Source organism: Nocardiopsis sp. iso_25 (assembly GCF_056173305.1).
In genome coordinates this window covers 1,734,820-1,759,162 of the sequence record NZ_CM149667.1, presented here as the reverse complement: position 1 = coordinate 1,759,162, position 24,343 = coordinate 1,734,820, and the positions used below count along the sequence as shown (strand labels likewise).

The following is a 24,343-nucleotide window of genomic DNA, read 5'->3' as shown; positions in this document are numbered from 1 at the left end:
CACGCGGAATACAATCCAGTGGTCGACCACTCTTCCCACCTCAGACAAGAGGACGGCGATGTCTCGATTCACCTCCCCCCTTTTCCTGAGGCAGGCGGGGGGCAAACACGTCCGCGCCCACCCACCGCCCGCCGTTGACCTGACCCGGCCCAGCGTGGCCCGGCTGCACTCCTTCCACCTCAAGGGCAAGGACCACTTCGAGGCGGACCGGGACCTGGCCGGCCGCGCGGAGCGGGCCGCGCCCGGGTTCCAGGACCTCGTGCTGGGCGAGAGGGCCTTCCTCCAGCGCGCCGTCCGCCACCTGTGCGCGGACCTGGGCATCCGGCAGTTCATCCAGTTCGGCGCGGGGCTGCCCGCACCGGGCGACCCGCACGAGATCGCGCACGAGAGCGATCCCCGGGCGCGCGTCGTCTACGCCACCGACGATCCGGTGGTCCTGACCCACCACCTCGCGCTGCTCCGCGACCGGCGCACCACCACCGCGGTGCGCGCCTCGCTCACCCGTCCGGACGAGCTCCTGGACAGCTCCGAGACCCGGAGCTTCCTCGACCTGGACGAGCCCGTCGGCCTGCTGCTCACCGGTGCCGTCACGCACACCTCCGACGCCGACCACCCGGCCGAGCACATCGCCGCCCTGCGCGACGCCCTGGCTCCCGGCAGCCACATGGTCCTCAGCCACTACTGCCGACCCGACTCCGCCGTCTTCCCCAAGGACGCGGCGCGGGCCGAGCAACTGGAGCAGGTGTTCGCCGAGCGCCTGCGCTCCGGCCGCTGGCGCTCCCGGCGGGCCATCCTCGACTTCTTCGAGGGCTGGCGCATTGCCGAGCCCGGCGTGATCGAGGTCCAGCGGTGGCGCACGCTGCCCGTGGCCCCTCCGGTACCCGGCTGCTACCAGATGCCCCAGCGCAACCGCCGCCTGCTCCTCGGCGGAGTCGCCGGAATCTGAGGCGTCACCTCCGCCCCGCGTCGCAGCCGCCCGGACCGGCAGCGGGCGAGGTCCGCCACCGCGCACACCGGGCCACTCAGCCCAGTGGCCCCGACACCGAGCGGTCCCGTGTCCCGACCACGGGAACCCTCGGAGCACTCCAGCGGCCCGAACCGCTGGCGCGGATGGTGGATGTCCGGCGGGGCGGCCCGGCCGCCCGGGCGCAGAGCCCCGGCACCGACGGACGGCGCCCCAGAGCACGGGCGCGGACCCGGTGCCGCTCTCCTCGCCGATGACCGGGCGCAGCCGCCCCCGGGCCACGTGTCCTCGGTCCCGTCCGACGGATCATGCCGTCGCCACGACAGACCGGGAGGCCGGTCGGACCGGTCCCGGCGCACGTCGCGTCCGCCGCGTGCGGACTTCCAGAGGAGCAATGGCTTCCGGAAGACCTGCGGCGACAAAGTACCGACGCACGAACGCGTGAGACAGCCGGGATGACTGGGATTCCGGGGACCGCGGTGCCCTGTGCGGGCACCAGTGCTTTCCGGGCGCCGGAAGGCCCGGGCACGAAAACGACAGGGCCCCTTCCCTGTCGGAAAAGGACCCTGTCCTGCTGCTCCCGCGATTGGACTCGAACCAATAACCTGCCGGTTAACAGCCGGCTGCTCTGCCGATTGAGCTACGCGGGATCGCACCCGTCCCCGAACCCCGGGGGCTCGGCGACATCCCCTAGCATAGCGCGTTCCGAAGGGTGCTCGCGACGTGTTTTCGCACCTGCGCACCGGCTCCGGTCGCCCGTCCGGCCGCCGAAAGACCGAGGGCCCGCCGGATGCTTCCGACGGGCCCTCCGGGCGCTCCCGCGATTGGACTCGAACCAATAACCTGCCGGTTAACAGCCGGCTGCTCTGCCGATTGAGCTACGCGGGATGGCGTGTGCCCCACGGCCGGGCCGTGGTGACACGTCAAGCCTAGCGTCCCCGCGGAGTGCTCGTGACCGGTGTCGGCATGTGTGGCGGGGTCGCGACGGGGTAACGTCGAGCACGGATCACGCCGATCGTCTCCAAAGGGTGAAGAGGTAGACCATGCGTTACCGGATCACGTTCGCCGCCGGACTCGCCATCGGTTACGTCCTGGGAGCACGGGCGGGCAGGGCCCGCTACGAGCAGCTCGCGCGCACCGCGCGCAAGGTGGCCGACAGCCCGGTCGTCCAGGAGGTCGCCGGTCTGGTCGGCGCCCAGGTCAGCAACGCGGGCCGCACCGTCTACGACAAGGCCGTGGACAAGATGCCGGTCACGTCCGTGCGCGACTTCCTCGCGCGGCCCACCGACGAGGAGGTCGAACTCGTCGAGTGGGAGAACCACAGGTCCAACGGCACCCAGCCTACGGACGAGAACGGCTCCCCCGGCAACGGCGGGAAACGCTAGTGGCCCTGTTCTCCAGGGGCGTGCCCGCCGCGCTGCGCGCCCGGCTGGAGCGGGGCGAGCGCGTGCTGGCCCACGCGCCCGTCGCCTCTCCGGCCGGGGAGGCGGCGCCGCTCCTGGCCGCCACCACCCGGGCCCTGCACCTGCCCGACGGGCGCGCGGTGCCCTGGCAGGACATCGACCGGGCCAGCTGGAGCCCCGACGCCTTCACCTTCCTGGAGGAGGGCGCGGGCGAGCACACGGTGCGGCTGCGCTCGGACCCCGGCGCCGACGGCGTGGACTACCGCCGCCTGGCCGAGACCGTCTCCGAACGGGTCACCGCGACCATCCTGGTCAACCGCTTCGTGCCCTTCCCCGACCCGGACTCCTCCACGGGCTTTCGCCTGGTGGCGCGGCGGGCGCCCGGCGGCGCCGAGGTGGCCTGGCGCATCCACCTGGGCGAGGGGGTGGACCAGCGGGATCCGCGCCTGCCCGACGCCGTCTCCCGCTCCCTGGACGCCCTCCACGACCAGATGGGCGTGTGAGCCGCGTCCGGGGCCCGGCGCCGGCCGGACGGCGCCGGGCCGCGGGAAGGCCCCGCGCGCCCGGCTCCGGGTGACCGGGACCGGTCAGCAGGCGTCGTAGACGTAGTCCCCGTGGTCGGGGCCGACCAGGTTCAGGTCGCGCAGGATCATCCGGGAGGGCGCGCCCGGGGCGGCGCAGGCCTCCTCGAAGGTCATCCCCGCCTCCTCCAGCGCGTGGGGGTACTCCACCGCCAGGACGTTGTCACCGTAGACGTCGGTGTAGGCCTCGCACTCGTTCCACACCGCGCACTCCTCGGTCACGGCGAAGTCGAAGCCGACCTCGTCCCTGCCGCGCTCGGTGTCCTCGGCGGCGTTCTTCTGGCCCGCGGCCATGCCGTGTCCGTGGGTGATCTCGACCAGTGCGGAGGCCAGCGCGAGGTTGTCGTCGATCGTGAGCAGACCCTGGGAGCGCAGGTTGGAGTCGAGGTTGTCGAACTCGACCGCGTCGAAGCCCTTGTCCGCGCAGTCGGCGATGGTCTCGCCGAGGACGGCCGCGATGTCGGAGCGCTTGCCCTCGGTGGAGGTGTCCAGGAGGCGCTCGTCGTCCCAGTCCTCGTCGATGACGGGCTCGCCCGAGGCGTCGCGCAGGATCAGGTCCGCGTGCTCCTCCAGCCACCACTCCAGGTCGCCGGGCTGGGTCTGGAAGCCGTTGACGTAGCAGACGGAGTACGTCCCCTCCGCCGGTTCGGAGGTGGAGTCGCGCACCACCGTGCCCACGCCCGAGGGCGGGGCGTAGGAGGCGCCGAGCTGGTAGTCCAGCGTGCCCTCGGGGAAGCCCTCGAAGGCGGCCGTCGCGGCGGCGGTGTCGGCGGTGTCCGCGGTGGAGGAGGTGGACGAGGCGAGTTCGCCACCGCCCTGGCTCGCGCAGCCCGCGGCCAGGAGCGCCGTCAGGCCGACGGCCGCAGCGGCGCGGAGTCCGGTGGGTGTGGACATGGAGGAACCCCGTTCTGCGGCGGTGGGGTGTTCCGCCGCCTGGTGGTCGGCGGTCCCGCCGCGCGGGCGGGACGGCGCCTACGGTAGGTGCTCGCGCCCGGCGCGGGGCCCGGCCCGCGGAACCCGGGGGTCACGGGCGGAGCCCGCGCCGGAACGCACGGTCACCTTAGCCACGGACACGGTCCGACGAAAGGCTCAGCCTCCGGGCCACCGACCGGACACGCTCCCCGGAGGGCCAGGAGCTGCGGGAACCCGCCGGGGGTGTCGGCAGGGTCACACGAGCCTCAGGACACAACAGGAGTCACACACGGGCGGGTCACCCGGCCGGCTTCCGCGCGTCGCGTTCGGCCAGCCCCCGAGCCAGCACCTCGGCCAGGTGCAGCGCCCGGCGGCCCGCCCCCTGCTCGATCTGGGTGCGGCAGCTGTAGCCGTCGGCCAGCACCAGCGTGTCCGGGGAGGCGCCGCGCACGCGGGGCAGCAGCTCGCGTTCGCCGATGGCCGCGGACACCTCGTAGTGGCCCTCGGTGAACCCGAAGTCGCCCGCCAGCCCGCAGCAGCCCGAGTCCAGCACCTCGCCGTCGATCCCCGCGCGGGCGATCAGCTCGCGGTCGGCGTCGAAGCCGATCACCGCGTGCTGGTGGCAGTGCACCTGCGCCAGGGCCGAGGCCGCGATCCGGGGCGGCCGCCAGTCGGGCGCGTACTCGTTGAGGAAGCCCGCGAGGGTGCGCACGGCCGCGGCCACCCGCTCGCTCCGCTCCCCCGGGAGCAGTTCGACCAGGTCGTGACGGAGCGCGGCGGTGCAGCTGGGCTCCAGGCCCACCACGGGCAGCCCCTCCTCCACCAGCGGCTCCAGCGCCCGCACCGCGCGGCGCATCACCGCGCGGGCGGTGTCCAGCTGCCCGGTGGACACCCACGTCAGGCCGCAGCACACCTGTCCCTGGGGCAGCACCACAGTGAAACCGGCGTCCTCCAGCACGCGCACGGCGGCCGCGGGCACGTTCGGGTTGAGGTGGTTGCCGAAGGTGTCCGGCCACAGCACCACCCGGGGTCCGCCGACGCGGGCCTGCCCGCGTGCGGCGCGGCGCCGGAACGCGCGGGTGAAGGTGGTGCGGGCGAACGACGGCAGGTCGCGCTGGGCGGCCACGCCCGCGACCCTCTTGGCCAGGCGCGACACCCCGGGCAGCCGGGCGGCGCGGTTGGTCTCGGCCGGGGCGATCGAGGCCAGGCGCGCCCAGAGGGGCAGCCAGCCCATGGAGTAGTGGGCGGCCGGGCGGACCCTGCCCCGGTAGTGCTGGTGCAGGAACTCGGCCTTGTAGGAGGCCATGTCCACGTTGACCGGGCAGTCGCTCAGGCATCCCTTGCAGGACAGGCACAGGTCCAGGCTCTCGCGCACCTCCTCCGAGCGCCAGCCGTCGGTGATGACGTCGCCGCTGGCCATCTCGAACAGCAGGTGGGCGCGGCCCCGGGTGGAGTGCTTCTCCTCCTGGGTGACCTGGTAGCTGGGGCACATGACGCCCGGCCCCTCCTGACGGCGGCACTTGCCCACCCCGGAGCAGCGGCGCAGCGCCTTGGCGAGGTCGCCGTCGTCCTCGCGGTAGGCCAGTTCGGCCCGCGAGAGCAGCGGCAGCACGGGGCCGGAGCCGGAGGGGCCGGGGACGGCGGCCACCCGGACGTCGGAGTCCAGCGGCAGCGGATCGACGATGACGCCGGGGTTCATGAGGCCCGCGGGGTCCCAGATCCGCTTGAACTCGCCGAAGGCGCGGATGAGGGAGGCCGGGTACATGCGGGCCAGGAGCTCCGAGCGCGCCTGGCCGTCACCGTGCTCGCCCGACAGGGAGCCTCCGTGCCGGACCACGGTGTCGGCGGCCTCCTCCATGAACTCCCGGTACTCGCGCCGACCCCGCTCGGTGGTGAGCTCGAAGTCGATGCGCACGTGCAGGCAGCCGTCGCCGAAGTGGCCGTAGACCACGCCGAAGCGGCCGTGGCGCTCCATGAGCGCCTCGAAGTCGCGCAGGTAGTCGCCCAGGTTCTCGGGCGGCACCGCGGCGTCCTCCCATCCCGACCAGGCCTCGGCCCCCGAGGGCGTGCGCTGGGTGAGCCCGGCGCCCTCCTCCCGGATGCGCCAGAGCGCCTTCTGGTGGGCGGGGTCGGAGACGACGAGGGCGTCGCGGGGGCGGGAGGCGCCCGCCAGGGCGGCCAGCATGCCCTCCGCGGCGTCGGCGGCGTCCGCGGGGTCCTTCCCGGCGACCTCCACCAGGAGCCAGGCCCCGCCCTCGGGCAGCGGCACGCGCGAGCCGGAGCCGAACCGGTCCAGGGAGGCGACCATGCGGTGGTTGATGCCCTCGACGGTGAGCGGGCCGTGGCCGAGCAGGTCGGGGACGGCGTCGGCGGCCGCGGGGGCGTCCGGGTAACCGAGGACGGCCAAGGCGCGGGCGGGCGGCGACTCGACCAGGCGCACGGTGGCGCCGAGGACGAACACGCAGGTGCCCTCGGTGCCCACGAGGGCGGCGGCGACGTCGCGGCCCTTCTCCGGCAGCAGGCGGTCCAGGGCGTAGCCGGACACGCGGCGGCGGAAGTCGGGCATCGCGGTGCGCAGCTCGGCGCGGTGGGCGTCCACGAGGCGGGCGAGGGCGGCGTGGATCCGCCCCTCGCGCCCGGGGCGCGCGGCCAGGGCGCGGTGCTCCTCCTCGCCGCCGCTGGAGCCGACGGTGAGCCGGGTCCCGTCGCTGAGCAGCACGTCGAGGGAGACGATGTTGTCGGCGGTGGTGCCCCAGGCGACCGAGTGGGAGCCGCAGGCGTTGTTGCCGACCATGCCGCCCACGGTGCAGCGGCTGTGGGTGGAGGGGTCGGGGGCGAAGGTGAGCCCGTGCTCGGCGGCGGCGCGGCGCAGGTCGTCGAGGATGACGCCGGGTTGCACGGTGGCGGTGCGCGCCACGGGGTCGATGTGCTCGATGGCGCGCAGGTGGCGTGAGGTGTCGATGACGACGCCGGTGCCGATGGCGTTGCCCGCGATGGAGGTGCCGCCGCCCCGGGGCACGATCGCAGCACCGTGCTCAGCGCAGGTGCGGACCGCCGCCACGCAGTCCTCGACGGTCTCGGGGACCACCACGGCCAGCGGGACCCGGCGGTAGTTGGAGGCGTCGGAGGTGTAGAGGGCGCGGGTGCCCGCGTCGAAGGCGACCGTGCCCCGGACGCGGCTCTCCAGGTCGCGGCGCAGGGCGGCGACGTCGGTTCGGGCTGTGGTGCTGCTGTGCGGGTCGGCCATGGTGCCAGCGTGGCGGCTGCGGCCGCGGCGCCGCAAGCGTGCCGCGCTGCCCGTCCGCACCGCCCCGCCGCGCCGTCCGGAACCGGGGACGCGGGGCCGGGGGCGTGGGGTCGCGGACGCGTGGCCGGAGCCCTGAGTCGAAGGCGCGGAGCCCGGAGCCCGGAGTCGGGGCCGGTGTCCGGGAGTGCGGAGCCGGGAACCTGGTCGGGGACACGGGGCCGGGAGCGCGGAGCCGGGAGCGCGGAGCCGGGAGCGCGGAGCCGGGAGCGCGGAGCCGGGAGCGCGGAGTCAAGACGGTGTCCGGGTTCCTCCGGAACCGGTGCCCGCGCCGTACGCCCCGGGGGTCAGCCCCCGAGGGACTCGTCCATGGCCCGCACCAGCTCGCCGCGGGGGTCCATGTCCAGGTTCCACACCATGAGCCCGCCCAACCCCTGTTCGAGCACGTACTCGCCCTTGAGGCGGATCACCTCGGGGTTGTCGTAGGCCCACCACTCGTCGCCGTCCAGGACCCAGGAGGCGCCCGCCTCCTCGTCCAGGGCACGGGGGCCCTCGATCTCCTGGAGTTCGGAGAAGGCCATGGTCGGGCCGTCGTAGCGGTCCTCCGCGGGCCCCGCGACCGGCTGCCCCGGCCCGGGCTCGGAGGGGTCCTGCAACCGCCAGCCGCGGCCGAAGGCCGGAACGCCCATCACGAGCCGGTCCGGCGGCGCGCCCAGGTCCACGTAGCGCCGCACGGCACGGTCGACGCTGTTGGCGTCGGCGTCGGAGGTGTACAGGTTGGAGTGGTAGGCGGTCCGCTCGCTCCACGGACCGGCGAAGTCGTAGCCCTGCACGGTGGCGAAGTCCAGGTACTCGAAGACCCGCGCGTCGTAGGCCTCGCTGGCCGCGGCCCCGCCGGGCAGCGACGCGGACAGGACGTACTCCTCGCCGGTCTCCCGGGACAGCTCGTCCATCTGGCGGCGGAACTCGGCCGCCAGGAGGGTGAAGTTGGCCGCGTCGTCGGGGTGCTCCACGTTGTCCGGATGGCCCGCTCCCCCGGGCCACTCCCAGTCCAGGTCGATGCCGTCGAAGATCCCGGCGGCCACCCCGTCGCCGCCCTGCGGCTCGCCCTCGAACACCGGCAGGTCGCCGCGCAGCCACAGGTCCAGGCAGGAGGCCACGAAGGCCTCCCGGGACTCGGGGGTGCGGGTCGCGGTGGAGAAGTGCGTGGACCAGTTCCAGCCGCCCAGGGACAGGCTGGCCCGCAGACGGGGGTGCCCCTCCTGGAGCTGGCGCAGCTGGTTGAGGCTGCCCGCGAGTTCCTGCTCGTACTCGTCGGCCCGCCCGCTGACGCTCTCGTCGGCGTCGTAGCGCCGCTGGTACAGCTCCCAGGGCTGGTCGTGGGTGCCCGGGATGTGGCACAGGCCCTCGGAGCTGACGTCGCCGAACGCCCACATCAGGCGGGTCAGGTGCTCGGGGGCCCCGCTGTCCTCAAGCTCCTTGACGGTGTAGCCGCGGTTGGCCACGTTCCAGTCGGCGAAGTACCCGATGCGCTCGGGGTTCCTTCCGGTCGCGGCCACGAAGACCCCCGTGATCAGCACTGCGGCGGCCACGACCGCGCCCAGGACGAGCAGGGGTCGGCGCCGCGGGGGCGGCGCGCCGTCCGGCGGGGCTGGCGTGGTTCTCACACCTACGACGGTAGACGCCGAGCGCGTCCGATGCGGCGGGTCGACACCGGTTCGGCCACATCAGGCCGACCGTCCGCCGGACGGGAACCCCGGGGGCGGCCCACGCGTTGGTGGTGGCCGCCGACCGTCCGGACGCGGTCGGGCGCTGACGGGCGCCCCGTACCGCCGCTCAGCCGGTGCGGGCCCAGCCGGTGCGGGCCCAGCCGGTGCGCACTCAGTCGGTGCGGATGAAGTCGCGCAGGCTCCCGGCCCGCGAGGGGTGGCGGAGCTTGGCCAGGGTCTTGGCCTCGATCTGGCGGATGCGCTCGCGGGTCACCCCGAACTCGCGCCCCACCTCCTCCAGCGTGTGCGGGTGGCCGTCGGCCATCCCGAAGCGCAGCCGGATGATGCGCCGCTCGCGGTCGGACAGGCCGCCGAGGATGGCCCCCAGCTGCTCCTGGAGGACGGTGAAGGCCGCCGCCTCGACGGGGGCGACCGCGTCGGAGTCCTCGATGAAGTCGCCGAAGTCGGACTCCTCCTCACCGATGGGCGACTGGAGCGAGACCGGCTCCCGGGCGATGCGCTGGATCTCCACGACGCGCTGGCCGACGAACCCGGCGGCCGAGGAGATCTCCTCGACGCTGGGTTCGCGGCCGAGCTGCTGGTGCAGCTGGTGCTGGACCCGGACGACCTTGTTGATCGTCTCGACCATGTGCACGGGGATGCGGATCGTGCGCGCCTGGTCGGCGATCGCCCGCGTGATGGCCTGGCGGATCCACCACGTCGCGTAGGTGGAGAACTTGAAGCCCTTGCCGTAGTCGAACTTCTCCACGGCCCGGATCAGGCCCAGGTTGCCCTCCTGGACGAGGTCGAGCAGGAGCAGGCCCCGGCCCATGTACCTCTTGGCGATGGACACCACCAGGCGCAGGTTGGCCTCGATCAGGCTCCTCTTGGCCCGCAGCCCCTCCTCGACCAGGCAGGCCAGCTCCTCGGCGGTGCGCACGCCCTCCGCGGGCGCGCAGTGCTGCGCGTAGAGGCCGACCTCGATCGCCTTGGCGAGTTCGACCTCCTGCTCGGCGCTCAGCAGCGGTACCCGGCCGATCTCGCGCAGGTAGAGGCGGACCAGGTCCGACCCGGAGCGCCGGCCGCCGTCGACGACGGGGCCGGGGTCCTCCGAACCGGTGTCGTCGGCGCCGGAGACCTCCACGCCGATCCGGGCGAGGTGGGCGACCGCCTGGTCCAGGTGGTCCGGGGGCGCGTCCAGCCGGTCCAGGGCCGAGGCCACCTCTTCACGGCTGATGGGCCCCGTGTCGGGGAGCAGCCGGACCACCTGTCGAATGGACGGCGTTTCGTTGGTCACAACTGTTGGAGCCACCCGCCCATTGTGCCCTTTCGGGCACCCGGGAAGGGAGAACTACTATTGTCACCCCGGTGCTACATACCGCCCCGTCACATCTCCTGGAGAGCGCGTTTTTGCTGTTGGAGCGCCATGAGTTCGGTCAGCAGCCGCTGTTGTTCCTCCACCTGCGGAGTTCCCTCCAGGCGGGACAGTTCCGATCTCAGGTTTGACTCGCGCCGGTTGATGGAATGAGTCTTGATTGTGCCCAGTATTTGCCGGGCGTAATGCTCGTCGAGTTCTCCGTAGAACTCCAGTTGTTCCACCACCAAACGGGTGAGGAAATCACGCTGTGTGTCATTGGTGGCTGCCTCGCGCAGGCCGTTCACCCACGCGGCGGGGTCGTGCGCGGCGGCCACCCCGCCCGCGGCGGTGATGAGCCCCAGCACCGCGCGGTGCTGGGGGACGGTGAAGTCCTCCTCGGTGAACGCGTCGAAGCCCACGGCCAACGAGGGGGTCTGCAGGGCGATCTTGAGCGCCTGGCGCTCGCGCTGCACGGAGGGGTCGCCCAGGTTGTAGGGCGCCTCCTGCGCGTCCGGGGTGGGCACGGGCCGCGCGGGGGCCGTCCGCGGCCCGGGGCCGCGTCCCCGGGCGCCGCGCATGTGCTGGTTGACCCGGCGCAGCACGAAGGCCTCGTCCAGGATGCCGATCCAGCGGTCCAGGTTCCTGCCGTAGTCGCGGCGCACGCCCTCGTCGCGGATGCTGGCGACCACCGGAGCGGCGGCGTCCAGGGCGGCCATCCTGCCCTCGGGGGTGGACAGGTCGTAGCTCTCCATGACGTTGCGGATCATGAACTCGTACAGCGGGGCGGCGTCCTTGACGAGGTCGACCACGGCCTGCGGTCCGTGCTGGAGTCGCAGGTCGCAGGGGTCGAGCCCGTCGGGCTGAACGGCGACGAAGGTCTCGGAGGCGAACCCGTGCTCCTCGGCGAAGGCGCGCACGGCCGCCTTCTGGCCCGCCTTGTCTCCGTCGAAGGTGAACACGACCCTGCCGCTCTGTCCTGTGCGGCCCAGCAGCATGCGGCGCAGGATCTTGACGTGGTCCTCGCCGAAGGAGGTGCCGCAGGTGGCCACGGCGGTGTCCTCACCGGCGAGGTGGCAGGCCATGACGTCGGTGTAGCCCTCGACGATGACCGCCTTGCCCTCCCGGGCGATGTTGCGCTTGGCCAGGTCGAGCCCGTACAGCAGCCGCCCCTTGTGGAAGACGGGGCTCTCGGGGGAGTTGAGGTACTTGGGCCCGTCCTCCTCGGGGTCGAGCTTGCGGGCGCCGAACCCGACCACCTCGCCGGTGACCTCGCGGATGGGCCACAGCAGCCGGTTGCGGAAGCGGTCGTAGGCGCCGCGCCGCCCCTGGCTGGCCAGGCCGCCCTCGACCAGCTCGGCGTCGGTGAAGCCCTTGCGGCGCAGGTGCGCGGTGAGGTTCTCCCATCCGGCGGGGGCGTAGCCCAGGCCGAAGTGCTCGGCGTGCGCGCGGTTGAACCCGCGCTCGTCCAGGAAGCGCCGGGCGGTGACCGCGCCCGGGGAGAGGAGCTGTTCGGCGTAGAACTCGGCGGCGGCGCGGTGGGCGTCGAGCATGCGCTGGCGCTTGCCGGTGTCGTGCCTGGCGGCGCTGCGCCCGCCCTCCTCGTAGCGCAGGGTGATGCCCGCTTGGCGGGCGAGCGTCTCGACGGCCTCGGTGAAGCTGAGGCTGTCGATCCTCTGGAGGAAGGAGATGGTGTCCCCGCCCTCCCCGCAGCCGAAACAGTAGAACAGGTTCTTGGAGGGGGTGACGTTGAAGGAGGGGGACTTCTCGTCGTGGAAGGGGCACAGTCCCTTCAGCGACCCGCCCCCGGCGTTGCGGAGCTGGAGGTACTCGCCGATCACGTCGGCGATGGGCGCGCGCTCGCGTACGAGGGCGATGTCTTCGTCTCTGATCCGGCCTGCCACGGTCTCCAGGGTAGTTCTCCCCGCCGACACCCGGACCGCCGTCCGCGGTCCCGCCCGTCCCCGCGCAGCGAGGGCCCTCCCCCCGAGGCGCGGCGGCGCCGGTGCCCGGGTTTCCCCGCCGCGCCACCGGGCGGCCACCTTCCGGCCGGTTCCGCGCCCGCGGGCTCTGGGACCATCGGGTTCCCCCCGATGACCGGTTCCCCGAGGAGGCTCGGTACAGGTGCGCGGACTCCCCCACACGTCCGGCCGCGGCGCTTTCTGGTTCGTCGTGGTCGCCTCGGCCCTCGCGGTGGTCCTGGCCGTGGCGCTCGGCTTCGTCGTGGTCAACCGCCTGACCGGCGGCGTCACGGTCCTCGTGGAGGGCTTGGTCGGCTCGGAGAAGGTGGAGCTGTTCGAGGACGGGCTGGTCGTGGAGCGCTTCGCCGAACTCGGGTACGAGGTGCGGGTGCGCCCCCGGGGCTCGCGCCTGATGGCCGAGGACGCCGAGGGCGCCGACTTCGTCTCCCCCGGATCGGGTCCGGCCTCCGAGCACGTGCGCGGGCGGCACGGGATCTCCGCCGAGTACCGGCCCTTCAGCACACCCATGGTGCTGCTGAGCTACCAGCCGATGGTGGACGCCCTGGAGGGCGCCGGGGTCGCCGAACAGGCCGGGGACGGCACGTGGTCGCTGGACCTGGCCGCCTACCTGGAGCTGACCGAGGAGCGCACCCGCTGGCGCGACCTGCCCGGGGACGCGGTCAGCGCCAGCAACCGCAACGAGGTGCTGGTGCGCACCACCGACCCGCGCACCTCCAACTCGGCGGCGATGCACGTGGCGGCCCTGTCCTACCTGCTCAACGGCGAGGAGGTGGTCGCGCCGGGCGGGGTGGACGAGGAGCTCACCCGGACGCTGTCGCGCCTGTTCCTGGCCCAGGGCCAGCCGCCGGAGTCCTCACAGCAGCCCTTCGACCAGTACCGCGACCTGGGGGCGGGGCACACGCCGCTGCTGTGGGCCTACGAGGCGCAGTACGTGGACGCGATGGTCAACGGGCCCGCGCTCGCCGACGACGCGGTGGTGCTCTACCCCGGGCCGACCGTGTACGCCGTGCACACCGTCGTGCCGTTCACAGAGGCGGGCGACGCGGTCGGCCGCCTGCTCACCGAGGACCCGCGGCTCCAGGAGCTGGCCGCCGCGCACGGGTTCCGCACCGAGGGCGGCACCCAGTTCGAGGACCTGGTGGCCGAGCACGGGCTGCCGGTGCGCACCCGGGTGGCGGACGTGGTGAACACGCCCACCTACGAGGTCCTGGAGACCCTGTTGACGGGGATCGAGGACTCCTACAGCAGCAACGGGATGCGCCCGCCCGCCCCGGACGCGTCGGTGCGCGACGGCGGCGCCGGGAGCGGGGGCTAGGGCATGGCGCGCGGACACGGAGGCGGGACGGCGATGGCGGCTGGAGCGGGGACCGGTAGGGGCCGCGGTGTCCGCGGCGCGTGCGCGGCGGCCCTGGCGGCGGCCCTGGCGGTGGCGGGCTGCTCCGCCCCGGAGCCCGCCCCGGACGTGACGCTGCGGATCCTGGCCGGGAGCGAGATCGCCGACCTGGAGCCGCTGCTGGAGGAGGCCGGGGAGCGCACCGGGGTGACCGTGGAGCTGGAGTACACCGGCACGCTGGACGGCATGGCCCGGATCGCCGCGGGCGACCGGCGGGGCGGGGGCGGGGAGTACGACGCGGTGTGGTTCGCCTCCAACCGCTACCTCAACCTGGACGGCGACGGCCGGTCGGCGGTGCACGAGGAGACGCCGGTCATGGTCTCCCCGGTGGTGCTGGGCGTGGCCGCCGACCGCGCGCGGGAGCTGGGGTGGGACGGGGGCGCGGAGGTGACCTGGTCCGACGTGCACCGGGCGGTCGTGGAAGAAGGGTTGGACTACGGGATGACCAACCCGGGCGCCTCCAACTCGGGCTTCTCCGCGCTGATCGGGGTGGCCTCGGCGATGGCCGACACGGGCGCGGCGCTGCGGTCGGAGGACGTGGAGCGGGTGGGACCGGAGCTGGCGGAGTTCTTCGCGGGCCAGGAGGTGACGGCGGGGTCCTCGGGGTGGCTCACGGACGCGTTCGTGCGGCGCGCGGAGGGCGGCGAGCCGGTGGACGGCCTGGTCAACTACGAGTCGGTGATCCTGTCCCTGAACGCCTCCGGCGTGCTGGAGGAGCCCCTGACGGTCGTGTACCCGGCCGACGGCGTGGTGACGGCCGACTACCCGCTGACGCTGCTGTCGGACCCCTCGGAGCAGGCGCTGGACGGGTACGAGCGGCTGGTGGAGGACCTGACGTCGGAGGGGACCCAGCAGCGGATCGCCGACCGGACCCGGCGGCGCCCGGTCACGGCCGGGGCCGAGCTGTCCCCGCCGGTGCCCTCGCTGGTGGAGCTGCCGTTCCCGGCGAGCCGGGAGGTCGTGGACGGGCTGGTCGCGGACTACGCGGCCTCGCTGCGCCGTCCGGCGCGCACCGTGTACGTGCTGGACGTGTCGGGGTCGATGGAGGGCGACCGGCTCGCCGAGCTCCAGTCGGCCCTGGGCGCGCTGACCGGCGCGGACGGCGGTTCGCTGGCCCGGAGCACGCAGGCCTTCCAGGACCGGGAGGTGGTGACGCTGCTGCCGTTCTCCACGTGGCCCGCCGACCCGCGCACCTTCGTGGTGGAGTCGGGTTCGGTGGACGGGGCCGGCGCGGACCTGTCCGCGGCGGTGGAGGAGCTGGAGGCCGAGGGCGACACGGCCGCCTACGACGCCCTGGTGCGGGCGTACGAGCTGTTGGAGGGCGGCACGGGATCGGACGGCGCTGAACCCCTGATGTCGGTGGTGCTGATGACCGACGGCGAGGTGAACCGGGGCGTGGGGCTGGAGGGCTTCCGTGAGTCGCTGGCGGCGCGGTCGGAGCCGGTGGCGCGGGTGCCGGTGTTCACGGTGCTGTTCGGCGAGTCGGACGTGCCGGAGATGACCGAGCTGGCGGAGCTGACGGGCGGCCGGGTGTTCGACGCCCGCGAGCAGGAGTTGGAGGAGGTCTTCCGGGAGATCCGGGGCTACCAGTGAAGCCCCGGACCTCCCGGAGACGGTCTCCTCAGGAGGATGCCCGGGCCCGGTCCGCCGTGGGCGGCGGACCCTGGGCCCCGTCACCGCCCCGGCCCGCCCCGGAGGAGGGCGGGGGGACGGAGACGGTGACGGGCCCGGCGCTGACGCGGCGCTTGTTGTAGATGTCGAAGGCGACCGCCAGGAGCAGCACCAACCCCTTGATGAGCTGCTGCCAGTCCACGCCCAGGCCGATCAGGGACATGCCGTTGTTGAGCACGCCCATGACCAGGGCTCCGATGACGGCTCCGACGACGGTGCCCACGCCCCCGGAGGCGGAGGCGCCGCCGATGAAGGCCGCGGCGATGGCGTCGAGTTCGAACATGGTCCCGGCGCCGGTCGTGGCGGCGTTGAGCCGGGCGGTGAAGACGAGCCCGGCCAGCGCCGAGAGCACGCCCATGTTGACGAACACCCAGAACGTGGTGCGCTGGGTGCGGATGCCCGACAGAGCGGCGGCCTGCTCGCTGCCGCCGACGGCGTAGACCCTCCTGCCCATGGTCGTGGAGCGCATGACGAACGAGTACCCGGCGATGAGCGCGACGAGCAGCACGCCCACGACGGGCAGCCCGTTGTAGTCGGCGAGCACGTAGGTGAACGCCAGGATGGCCGCGACGATCACGGCCGAGGAGGCGGCGGTGACCGGCGCGGGCTGGACCGGGAGCCCGTACCCGATCGAGCGGGACCGCGAGCGCCACTGGATCCACACCAGGGCGGCGGCCCCCGCCGCGCCCAGCAGCAGGGTGGGCAGGTGGAGGCCGTCCCCGGCCTGCCAGGGCAGGAACCCGCTGGCGATGTTGCGCAGGGAGGGCGGCAGCGGAGCCACGGACTCCCCGCCCAGGACGGCCAGGGTCGCGCCGCGGAAGACGAGCATCCCGGCGAGGGTGACGATGAACGCCGGGACCCGCACGTAGGCCACCCAGAAGCCCTGCCAGGCGCCGATGAGCGCGCCGAGCAGCAGGGCCACCGGCACGACCACGACCGTGGGCAGGCCCCAGGAGGTGAGCATGATGGCCGACACCGCGCCGGTGAAGGCCACCACCGAGCCGACCGAGAGGTCGATGTGGCCGGTGACGATGACCAGCATCATCCCGATCGCCAGGATCAGGATGTAGGAGTTCTGCATGATCAGGTTGGTGACGTTGAGCGGGGTGAGGAGCAGGCCCCCGGTGAGGATCTGGAACAGCACGATGATGGCCACCAGGGCGGCGGCCATGCCGTACTGGCGGGAGTTGCCGCGGGTCAGCGCGCCGCCGAGCCGGGAGAGTCGGGAGGTTGCGGTGGGCTCTTTCACGGGTGTCCCCCGGTTCGCGTCATCAGTCTCATGAGGGTTTCCTGGTCGGCCCCCTCACCGGGGACCTCTCCGGTGATGCGTCCCTCGCACATCGTGTAGATCCGGTCGCACATGCCGAGGATCTCGGGGAGTTCGGAGGAGATAAGCAGCACGCAGGCGCCCTCCGCGGCGAGGCGGCGGATGATGAGGTAGATCTCGTACTTGGCGCCGACGTCGATGCCGCGGGTGGGCTCGTCGAGGATCAGCAGTTCGGGCCGGGTGAACATCCACTTGCCCAGGACGACCTTCTGCTGGTTGCCGCCGCTGAGGGTGCGCACGGTCTGGGTGGTGCCCCGGCTCCTGACCCGCATGCTCTCGCTCATCCTGGCGGCCTCCACCGCCTCCAGGCCGGGGTCGAGGACGCCGCGCGCGGACACGCGGTCCAGGGCCGCCAGCGTGGTGTTGTGGCGGATGTCGTCGTCCAGGATCAGGCCGAGGGTCTTGCGGTCCTCGGGGACGTAGGCGAGGCCGCCGCGGACGGCGTCGGCTACGCTGGCGGTCGCGAGTTCGGCGCCGTCCTTGAGCAGGGTGCCGCGGACGCGGCGCCCGTAGGAGCGGCCGAACAGGTTCATCGCGAACTCGGTGCGCCCTGCGCCCATGAGGCCGGCCATGCCCACGACCTCCCCGGCGCTCAGGGTCAGGCCGACCCCGTCCACCACGCGCCGCCCGGCCTGGGTGGGGTGGTCCACCGTCCAGTCGCGGACCTCGAAGCGCACCCGGCCGACCTCGCCGGTGCGCGGCGGGTGGCGCTGGTCCAGCGCGCGGCCGACCATCCCGCGGATGATGCGGTCCTCGTCGACGGAGGGGTTGCCGTCGGCGTCGCGCTCCACGGCGAGGGTCTCGATGGCGCGGCCGTCGCGCAGGATGGTGACCTCGTCGCACACGCGCACCACCTCGCCGAGCTTGTGCGAGATGAGGATGCACGTGACGCCCTGGTCGCGCAGGTCCAGGAGGAGTTCGAGCAGCCGGGTGCTCTCCGCCTCGTTCAGCGCGGAGGTGGGCTCGTCCAGGATGAGCAGCCGCACCCGTTTGGCCAGGGCCTTGGCGATCTCCACGAGCTGTCTGGCGCCCACGCTCAGCGCCGAGACGGGCGTGGCCGGGTTCTCGTCCAGGCCGACCCGGCGCAGGAGTTCGCGGGCCCGGGCGTGGGTGGCGCCCCAGTCCAGGACGCCGTAGCGGGCATGCTCGTGGCCGAGGAAGACGTTCTCGCTGATGGACAGCTGCGGGATGAGGGCGAGTTCCTGGTGGATGATGGCGATGCCCGCGCGCTCGCTGTCGGCCACGCCGGAGAAGGCGCAGGGCTGCCCGTCCATGAGGATCTCGCCGCTGTGGGAGCCCGTGGGGTGGACCCCGCTGAGCACCTTCATCAGCGTCGACTTGCCCGCGCCGTTCTCCCCCATCAGGGCGTGGACGCGGCCGTGGCCGACGGTCAGCGACACCCCGTCCAGGGCCCGCACCCCGGGGAAGTCCTTGCGGATGTCGCGCATCGTCAGGAGCGGCCCGCCGGGGGCGGGCCGCCTCTCCTCCGCCGTCACTGGAGTTCGGCCTCCTCGTAGTAGCCGCTCTCGACGAGGACCTCGTGGTAGTTGTCGGCGTCCACAGAGACGGGGTCGAGCAGGTAGGAGGGGACGACCTTGACGCCGTTGTCGTAGCTCTCGGTGTCGTTGACCGGGACTTCCTCGCCCTGGACCAGGGCCTCGACCATGTCCACGGTCTGGGTGGCCAGGCTCCGGATGTCCTTGAAGACGGTCTGGGTCTGCTCCCCGGCGATGATGGAGCGGACCGAGGCGGCCTCCGCGTCCTGTCCGGTGATGACGGGCAGGGGCCGGGCCTCGGTGCCGTAGCCGACGGCGCGCAGGGACTCGATCACGCCGAGGCTCATGCCGTCGTAGGGCGACAGGACCGCGTGCACCTCCTCTTCGGAGTAGTGGGCGCTGAGCAGGTTGTCCATGCGGTCCTGGGCGATGGCGCCGGACCACTCCTGGGTGGCGATCTGCTCCATGGAGGTCTGGCCGCTGCGGACGACGAGGCGGCCGTCGTCGATGTGGGGCTGGAGCACCGACATCGCCCCGTCGAGGAAGTAGGAGGAGTTGTTGTCGTTGGGCGAGCCGCCGAACAGCTCGATGTTGAAGGGCCCCTCCTCGTTCTCCAGGTCGAGGGCCTGAACGATGTACTCGCCCTGGAGGACGCCCACCTGGAAGTTGTCGAAGGTGGCGTAGTAGTCGACGTGCTCGCTGCCGAGGATGAGGCGGTCGTAGGCGATGACGGGGATGTCGCTGGAGGCGGCCATGTCCAGCACGTCGCCGAGGGCCTCGCCGTCGATGGAGGCGATGACCAGGACGTCGGCGCCCCGGGTGATCATGTTCTCGATCTGGGAGACCTGGTCCTCCACGACGTCCTCGCCGTACTGGAGGTCGGTGCCGAAGCCGCGGGCCTCGAACTCGGCGACCATGTTCTCGCCGTCGTTGATCCAGCGCTCCGAGGACTGGGTGGGCATGGCGATGCCGACGACTCCGGCCTCGCCCTCGGGCCGCGCGGCGTCGCCGACGCCTCCGCAGGCGGTGAGCAGGAGTGTGCCGCACAGCGCGGCTGCCAGGAGGGGTGTGCGTCGGGGGTGGGGGGTCATGCGTTCGCCTTTCCGGGGGTGGTCCGGGCGCGGGTGCGCGCCGGGGGGGGTTGCGGTCGGTTCCTGCTGGTGGGGGCGGGGGCGCCGGGGCGCCGGGCGTCCGGGTCAGACCCGGACGTACTCGATTCCGGCCAGCTCGCACAGGACCCGCCAGTCCTGCGCGCGCGCACCGGTGTTCATGACCATGTGGTGGGTGCCGCCCGCGCGGAGCCAGGCGTCCATGCAGGCCCGCACGCCCGTGTCGGGGCGGAACTGGCCGTAGGGCATCTCCAGGGACGGCAGTTCGGGGGCGTCGATGACCTCGCCCTCGGCCACGACCAGGCGGAACTCCTCTCCGCCGAGGGCGACCAGGGAGGCCAGGGTGGCCGGGCCCGGCCGGTAGCGGAACACGATGGTGGGCGGGTCGCCCAGGCCGCCGATGCCCAGCGGGCGCTTGACCAGCCGGACGGGCTCGTCCTCGCGCGCCACCCTCCAGTTCCCCTCGCCCATGTGGCTCATGAGGATGGAGTCGCTGGGGAAGTCCATCGCGTACATCTCGGTGAAGTGGCCGTCCCCGGCGAGCTGGTGCCCGGCGTAGACGATCGAGGCGGCCAGGACGTCGCCCTCGCCGGCGAACCCGTACCCCTGGGCCATCAGGGTGGAGGCGGCGGCCATCGGCAGCCGGGCGAAGCGGCCGTCCTCCCCGATCGCGTCGAAGTGGGTGGAGTAGGCGCCGCACCCGGCCTCCTCCAGCAGCCGTTCGATGCCCAGCTGCATGCGGGCGTGGTCCTCGCGCTCCTCCTCGGACAGGCGGCCGTCCACCTCCAGGGCCCCGTCCTCCCAGGCCATGAGGTCGCGCACCGCCTGTCCGGGCAGGTCGGCCATGGTCCGGTGCAGGGCTCCGGGCGCGATGACGTGGACCTCGGGGCCGAGTTTGCGCAGCAGCGCGGTCTCGTCCACCCGGGCGTCGCCCATGCCGTTCATGGGGTAGCCGAACACGCCGACCCGCAGCCCGCGCAGGGCGGTGACGGCGCGGGCCGCCCGCGCCCAGCGGTCCACGCGCGCGGCGAACTCCGGGCTCTGCCACTCGCCGGTGAGGACCTCGAAGGGCAGCCCCGCCCGCACCATGGCGTTGGCGGTGTCCTGGGCTCCGTGGATGCCCTGGTTGTAGGTCATGTCGTCCATGTCCCAGGACGGGCTCACCGCGGGGTCGGGCTGGATGTTGGCCAGCGCCAGGGGCAGGTGGGTGCGGGCCAGCGCGCGGGTGACGCGCAGGGAGGGGCCGTAGGTGAGCATGACGACCAGGATCCCGTCGAGTCCGGCGGCCTCGAAGCCGCGGATCGCCTCCTCCGCGTCGGCGCGCCCGCGCACCGGCGGGGCGACGGTCCACTCGGCGACGCCGGAGAGGCGTTCGGCCACCCGGGCCGCGTACGCCGCCTGGTGCTCGGTGATGCCGGGGATCATGTCGTCGTAGAGCGGCTGCATGATGCCGAGCAGGCCGACGCGGGGGGCTCGGGCGCGCACGGGGGGGTGCTCGGTGGCGGGGGGCGTGGGTACGGTCACGGTGCTTCCTTAGCGCGTGTTCGGTGGGTGCCGGGGCGTCGTGCGGCGGGGCGTGGCCGGACGCGCCCTACTGGCCGTAGACGTTCCGGTAGCGGTCGTGGAGGGAGTCGATGTGCTCCTGGGGAAGGCGCTGGAGGGGGCCGCCCTGGCGGGCGATGTGGACGGTCCGGGCGACGTCCTCGCACATCACGGCGGCCTTGACCGCCGCCCCGGCACCCGCTCCGACGGTGAACACGCCGTGGCCGCGCATGAGGACGGCGGGCGAGCGGTGGCCCTCCAGGGTGGCGACCACGCCCCTGCCGATGTCGTCGCCGCCGATGAGGGCGAACGGGCCGACGGGGATGTCGCCGCCGAACTCGTCGGCCATCGCGGTGATGGCGCAGGGGATGGCCTCGCCGCGCGCGGCCCAGGCGGTGGCGTAGGGGCTGTGCGTGTGCGCGACGCCGCCGACGTCGGGGCGGGCGCGGTAGACGTAGGCGTGGGCGGAGGTGTCGCTGGAGGGCTTGTGCGCGCCCTCCACCGGGCGGCCGTCCAGGTCGCAGACGACCATGTCGGACGGGGAGAGGTCGTCGTAGGAGACGCCGCTGGGCTTGATCACCATCAGGTCGGCGCCGGGGACGCGGGCGGAGACGTTGCCGCTGGTCCAGGTGACCAGGTTCCACCGGGGCAGTTCGGCGTGCAGGGCGCACACCAGGGTGCGCAGGCGCTCCACCTCCTCCCGGTGCTCCTCGGGGACGGCCGTGGGGGTGGGGGCGGTCATCGTTCTCCTTCCCCGCCGCTCGCGGCGGCGGACAGGGCGGCGTTGCGCAGGGCCCGCAGGCGGTGCAGGCTGCGGCTGCCGCCCCGGCCGAAGTGGTCGTGGAGTTCGGTGTAGAGGGCGAAGAGCCCGTCGTAGGCGGCGGCCCGGGCCGGGTCGGGGTCGACCGTCTCCTCGCGTACCCCGCCCATGGCGGCGGAGGCGGCGTGGATGTCGGGGTGGGCTCCGGCGGCGACCGCGGCGTGGATGGCGGCCCCCACCGCGCAGCTGTGTTCGGAGGCCACGACGCGCAGCGGCCGGCCCAGGACGTCGGCGTAGACCTGGAGGACGAAGGGGTTGCGGACCATGCCGCCGCCGATGGTGAGGTCGTGCACGGGGACCCCGGCGTCGGCGAAGGCCTCGACGATGGTGCGGGTGCCGAAGGCGGTGGCCTCGACCAGGGCGCGGTAGACCTCCTCGGGCCGGGTTGCCAGGGTCAGGCCGACGAGCACGCCGGACAGGTCGTGGTCGACCAGGACCGAGCGGTTGCCGCTGTGCCAGTCCAGGGCGAGGAGCCCGTGCTCCCCCACCGCGGCGCCGGCGGCCCGTTCCGAGAGCAGGTCGTGCACGGACAGGTCGCGTTCGCGGGCCTCGTCGTGGTAGGCGGGGGGCACGTAGGAGTCGGCGAACCAGGCGAAGACGTCGCCGACGCCGCTCTGGCCCGCCTCGTAGCCCCACGCTCCGGGGGTGATGCCGCCGTGGGCCAGGCCGCACATGCCCGGGATCTCGGCCAGGACGTCGGAGTTCATGACGTGGCAGGTGCTGGTGCCCATGATGGCGAGCATCCGGCCGTTGCCGGTGGTCTGCGCGGTGGCGGCGGTGACGTGGGCGTCGATGTTGCCGACCGCGACGGGAACGCCCTCGGGCAGCCCGGTCCAGGCCGCGGCGCGGGCGGTGAGGCCGCCCGCGCGCTCGCCGAGCTGGGACAGGGGGTGGGCGAGCTTGTCCTGGACGAAGCGGGCGAAGCGGGGGTCGAGGGCGGACAGGAAGTCCGCCGAGGGCCAGGCGCCGTCCTGGTGGATGCCCTTGTAGCCGGCGGTGGCGACGTTGCGGGTCTCGTGTCCGCACAGCTGCCACACGATCCAGTCGGCGGCCTCGATCCAGCGGTCGGCGCGCTCGTACACGCCGGGGTCGTCGCGCAGGACCTGCAGGGCCTTGGCGAACTCCCACTCGGAGGAGATCCTCCCCCCGTAGCGGGCCAGCCACTTCTCGCCGCGCTCGGCGGCCAGGGCGTTGATCTCGTCGGCCTCGGGCTGGGCGGCGTGGTGGCGCCACAGCTTGGGCCAGGCGTGCGGGCGCCGGGCCAGGTCGGGCAGCTCGCACAGGGGCGTGCCGTCCGCGGTCACCGGCAGGACCGTGCAGGCGGTGAAGTCGGTGCCGACTCCGACGACCCGCTCCGGCGCGACCCCGGCGGTGCGCAGCGCCTCGGGGACGGCGGTGCGCAGGACCTCGCGGTAGTCCTCGGGGTGCTGGAGCGCGGTCTCGGGTTCGAGGGGCTCGGCCGATCCGGGCAGGTGCGCGGTGATGACGCCGTGCCGGTAGACGGAGTCGGCGGAGCCGAGTTCGGCGCCGTCGCGGACCCGGACGACGACGGCGCGGCCGGAGAGGGTGCCGAAGTCGACGCCCACGACCACCGGGTCGGGTGGACGTGAATTGTTAGCGCTAACATTCTGGACCAAGGGAAACTCCTCCGTGAGGGGGCGGACAGGGAGGTCTCAGGGGGTCACGGCGGCGGGGGCCCGCTGCTGCCGCGCACCCGCAACCGCGCCGGGACGACCCGGCGCTCGGCCCCGGAGGGGTCGGCCGGTCCCTCCCGGGCGATCTCGGCGAGCAGCAGTGCCAGGCTCTCCCGGCCCACCTGGGCGAAGTCCTGGTGGACGGTGGTCAGGGACGGGGTCAGGTACTCGGCCTCGGGGACGTCGTCGAAGCCGACCACGCTGACGTCGCCGGGGACGTGCAGGTCCGCCTCGTGCAGCGCGCGCAGCACGCCGATGGCCATCTGGTCGTTGCCCACGAAGATCGCCGTGACCCGCTCCCCCTCGGCGCGCCTGCGCACCAGTGCCCGGCCCAGCTCGTAGCCCGACCGGGGGCTCCAGTCCCCCTGGAGCGGTTCGGGGACCGGCGCACCGGCCTCCTCCAGGGCCCGGCGCCACCCGACCACCCGGGCCTCGGACTCCAGCCACAGGGGGTCGCCCTCCACGTGGTGGACGGTCGTGTGGCCCAGGTCGAGCAGGTGGCGGACGGCGTCGTGGGCGCCCTGGACCTGGTCGACGCAGACGACGGGAAGGCCCGAGCCCTCGCCGCCCTCGACCGCGACCAGGGGTCCGGGGCCGGGCAGCGCGGCCAGCGCCTCCACCAGGGCGCGCTGGGGGGCGATCGCCACGCAGCCCTCGACCGACTGCTGGATCAGGTAGTCGGCCGCCGCGACCACTCCTTCGGGCGACACGTCGTCGAGGCTGACCATGCTCAGGAAGTAGCCCGCCTCGCGCGCGGCCCGCTCGATCCCCGCCAGGGTCTGCGCCGGGCCGAAGAGCGTGGGGTCGAAGGCGATGACGCCGAGCACGTTGGTGCGGCGGGTGACCAGGGCGCGCGCCGTGGAGTTGCGGTGGTAGCCCAGCTCCTCGATGGCGTCGCGCACCCGCAGCACCGTCTCCTCGCGGACGTTGGGGTGGCCGTTGACCACCCGCGACACCGTCTGGTGGGAGACTCCGGCCAGCCGGGCCACGTCCGCCATGACGGGGGTACGGCCACCTGGGGGTTTCACCGGGACGACACCTCCGCGCACGGGAAGGGGGAATTCTGTGATGTGCGCAACATTGTTAGCGCTCACATCAGTGAAGTCAACCCCCCTTCACCCCAATCGCGGGAACGGGGTGAA

17 protein-coding genes and 2 tRNA genes are annotated in these 24,343 nt (G+C 73.4%); 5 read left to right on the top strand and 14 right to left on the bottom strand.

Going from position 1 to position 24,343, the window contains the following annotated elements; genetic code table 11:
- Positions 1–58 precede the first annotated feature (58 nt).
- Positions 59–946, top strand: coding sequence for an SAM-dependent methyltransferase (locus AC0VX6_RS07675; RefSeq protein WP_475467937.1), 888 nt, complete (start codon positions 59–61; stop codon positions 944–946).
- 595 nt (positions 947–1,541) lie between these two features.
- On the opposite strand, the gene AC0VX6_RS07670 is transcribed toward AC0VX6_RS07675, so the two are convergent.
- Both AC0VX6_RS07670 and AC0VX6_RS07665 read right to left on the bottom strand, forming a co-directional pair.
- Positions 1,542–1,614, bottom strand: a tRNA-Asn gene (locus AC0VX6_RS07670).
- 165 nt (positions 1,615–1,779) lie between these two features.
- Positions 1,780–1,852, bottom strand: a tRNA-Asn gene (locus tag AC0VX6_RS07665).
- Between the two features lie 155 nt (positions 1,853–2,007).
- Here AC0VX6_RS07665 and AC0VX6_RS07660 point away from each other — a divergent pair.
- Entirely contained in the window at positions 2,008–2,349 is a 342-nt protein-coding gene (locus tag AC0VX6_RS07660) for a hypothetical protein (RefSeq protein WP_274976814.1), read from the top strand.
- A complete protein-coding gene (locus tag AC0VX6_RS07655) occupies positions 2,349–2,870 on the top strand; it encodes a hypothetical protein (protein ID WP_274976813.1) in 522 nt (173 codons plus the stop codon). The genes AC0VX6_RS07660 and AC0VX6_RS07655 overlap by 1 nt, the downstream gene beginning before the upstream one ends.
- Positions 2,871–2,954: 84 nt before the next feature.
- Here the strand turns inward: AC0VX6_RS07655 and AC0VX6_RS07650 are convergent, their stop codons facing one another.
- The 5 genes from AC0VX6_RS07650 to dnaG all read right to left on the bottom strand — a co-directional run bounded on the left by AC0VX6_RS07650 (position 2,955) and on the right by dnaG (position 12,071).
- Positions 2,955–3,842, bottom strand: coding sequence for an endo alpha-1,4 polygalactosaminidase (locus AC0VX6_RS07650; RefSeq protein WP_274976812.1), 888 nt, complete (start codon positions 3,840–3,842; stop codon positions 2,955–2,957).
- 316 nt (positions 3,843–4,158) lie between these two features.
- A complete protein-coding gene (locus AC0VX6_RS07645) occupies positions 4,159–7,107 on the bottom strand; it encodes an FAD-binding and (Fe-S)-binding domain-containing protein (protein WP_274976811.1) in 2,949 nt (982 codons plus the stop codon).
- Positions 7,108–7,451: 344 nt separating this feature from the next.
- Positions 7,452–8,771, bottom strand: a complete 1,320-nt coding sequence (locus AC0VX6_RS07640; RefSeq protein WP_475467934.1) for a glycoside hydrolase family 18 protein — start codon at positions 8,769–8,771, stop codon at positions 7,452–7,454.
- Between the two features lie 214 nt (positions 8,772–8,985).
- Positions 8,986–10,080 carry an RNA polymerase sigma factor RpoD gene (rpoD, locus tag AC0VX6_RS07635; protein ID WP_475469277.1) on the bottom strand — a complete coding sequence of 365 codons (1,095 nt, stop codon included), beginning with the start codon at positions 10,078–10,080 and terminating at the stop codon, positions 8,986–8,988.
- 119 nt (positions 10,081–10,199) lie between these two features.
- Positions 10,200–12,071, bottom strand: a complete 1,872-nt coding sequence (gene dnaG / locus AC0VX6_RS07630) for a DNA primase (RefSeq protein ID WP_475467932.1) — start codon at positions 12,069–12,071, stop codon at positions 10,200–10,202.
- A 220-nt stretch (positions 12,072–12,291) separates the two neighbouring features.
- On the opposite strand from dnaG, the gene AC0VX6_RS07625 reads away from it, so the two are divergent.
- On the top strand, positions 12,292–13,464 hold the full coding sequence (locus tag AC0VX6_RS07625) for a hypothetical protein (protein WP_475467930.1): 1,173 nt from the start codon (positions 12,292–12,294) through the stop codon (positions 13,462–13,464).
- A 33-nt stretch (positions 13,465–13,497) separates the two neighbouring features.
- Positions 13,498–15,135: a VWA domain-containing protein gene (locus tag AC0VX6_RS07620; RefSeq protein ID WP_274976808.1), complete on the top strand. Its 1,638-nt coding sequence runs from the start codon at positions 13,498–13,500 to the stop codon at positions 15,133–15,135.
- 28 nt (positions 15,136–15,163) lie between these two features.
- On the opposite strand, the gene mmsB is transcribed toward AC0VX6_RS07620, so the two are convergent.
- From mmsB to AC0VX6_RS07585, 7 genes are all read right to left on the bottom strand, one after another.
- A complete protein-coding gene (gene mmsB / locus AC0VX6_RS07615) occupies positions 15,164–16,462 on the bottom strand; it encodes a multiple monosaccharide ABC transporter permease (RefSeq protein WP_274976807.1) in 1,299 nt (432 codons plus the stop codon).
- Positions 16,459–17,988, bottom strand: coding sequence for an ATP-binding cassette domain-containing protein (locus AC0VX6_RS07610; RefSeq protein WP_475469276.1), 1,530 nt, complete (start codon positions 17,986–17,988; stop codon positions 16,459–16,461). Before AC0VX6_RS07610 ends, mmsB begins: the two co-directional genes overlap by 4 nt.
- A 44-nt stretch (positions 17,989–18,032) precedes the next feature.
- On the bottom strand, positions 18,033–19,127 hold the full coding sequence (gene chvE / locus AC0VX6_RS07605) for a multiple monosaccharide ABC transporter substrate-binding protein (protein ID WP_274976806.1): 1,095 nt from the start codon (positions 19,125–19,127) through the stop codon (positions 18,033–18,035).
- Positions 19,128–19,232: 105 nt separating this feature from the next.
- The gene (locus tag AC0VX6_RS07600) at positions 19,233–20,669 is read right to left on the bottom strand and encodes an L-fucose/L-arabinose isomerase family protein (RefSeq protein WP_274976805.1); all 1,437 of its coding nucleotides are present in this window, start codon (positions 20,667–20,669) and stop codon (positions 19,233–19,235) included.
- Positions 20,670–20,736: 67 nt separating this feature from the next.
- Positions 20,737–21,429: an L-ribulose-5-phosphate 4-epimerase gene (locus AC0VX6_RS07595; RefSeq protein WP_274976804.1), complete on the bottom strand. Its 693-nt coding sequence runs from the start codon at positions 21,427–21,429 to the stop codon at positions 20,737–20,739.
- Complete coding sequence (gene araB / locus AC0VX6_RS07590) at positions 21,426–23,099, bottom strand: ribulokinase (RefSeq protein WP_475467928.1); 1,674 nt, start codon at positions 23,097–23,099, stop codon at positions 21,426–21,428. The genes AC0VX6_RS07595 and araB overlap by 4 nt, the downstream gene beginning before the upstream one ends.
- An 89-nt stretch (positions 23,100–23,188) precedes the next feature.
- Positions 23,189–24,199: a LacI family DNA-binding transcriptional regulator gene (locus AC0VX6_RS07585; protein WP_475469275.1), complete on the bottom strand. Its 1,011-nt coding sequence runs from the start codon at positions 24,197–24,199 to the stop codon at positions 23,189–23,191.
- Between the last annotated feature and the right edge of the window lie 144 nt (positions 24,200–24,343).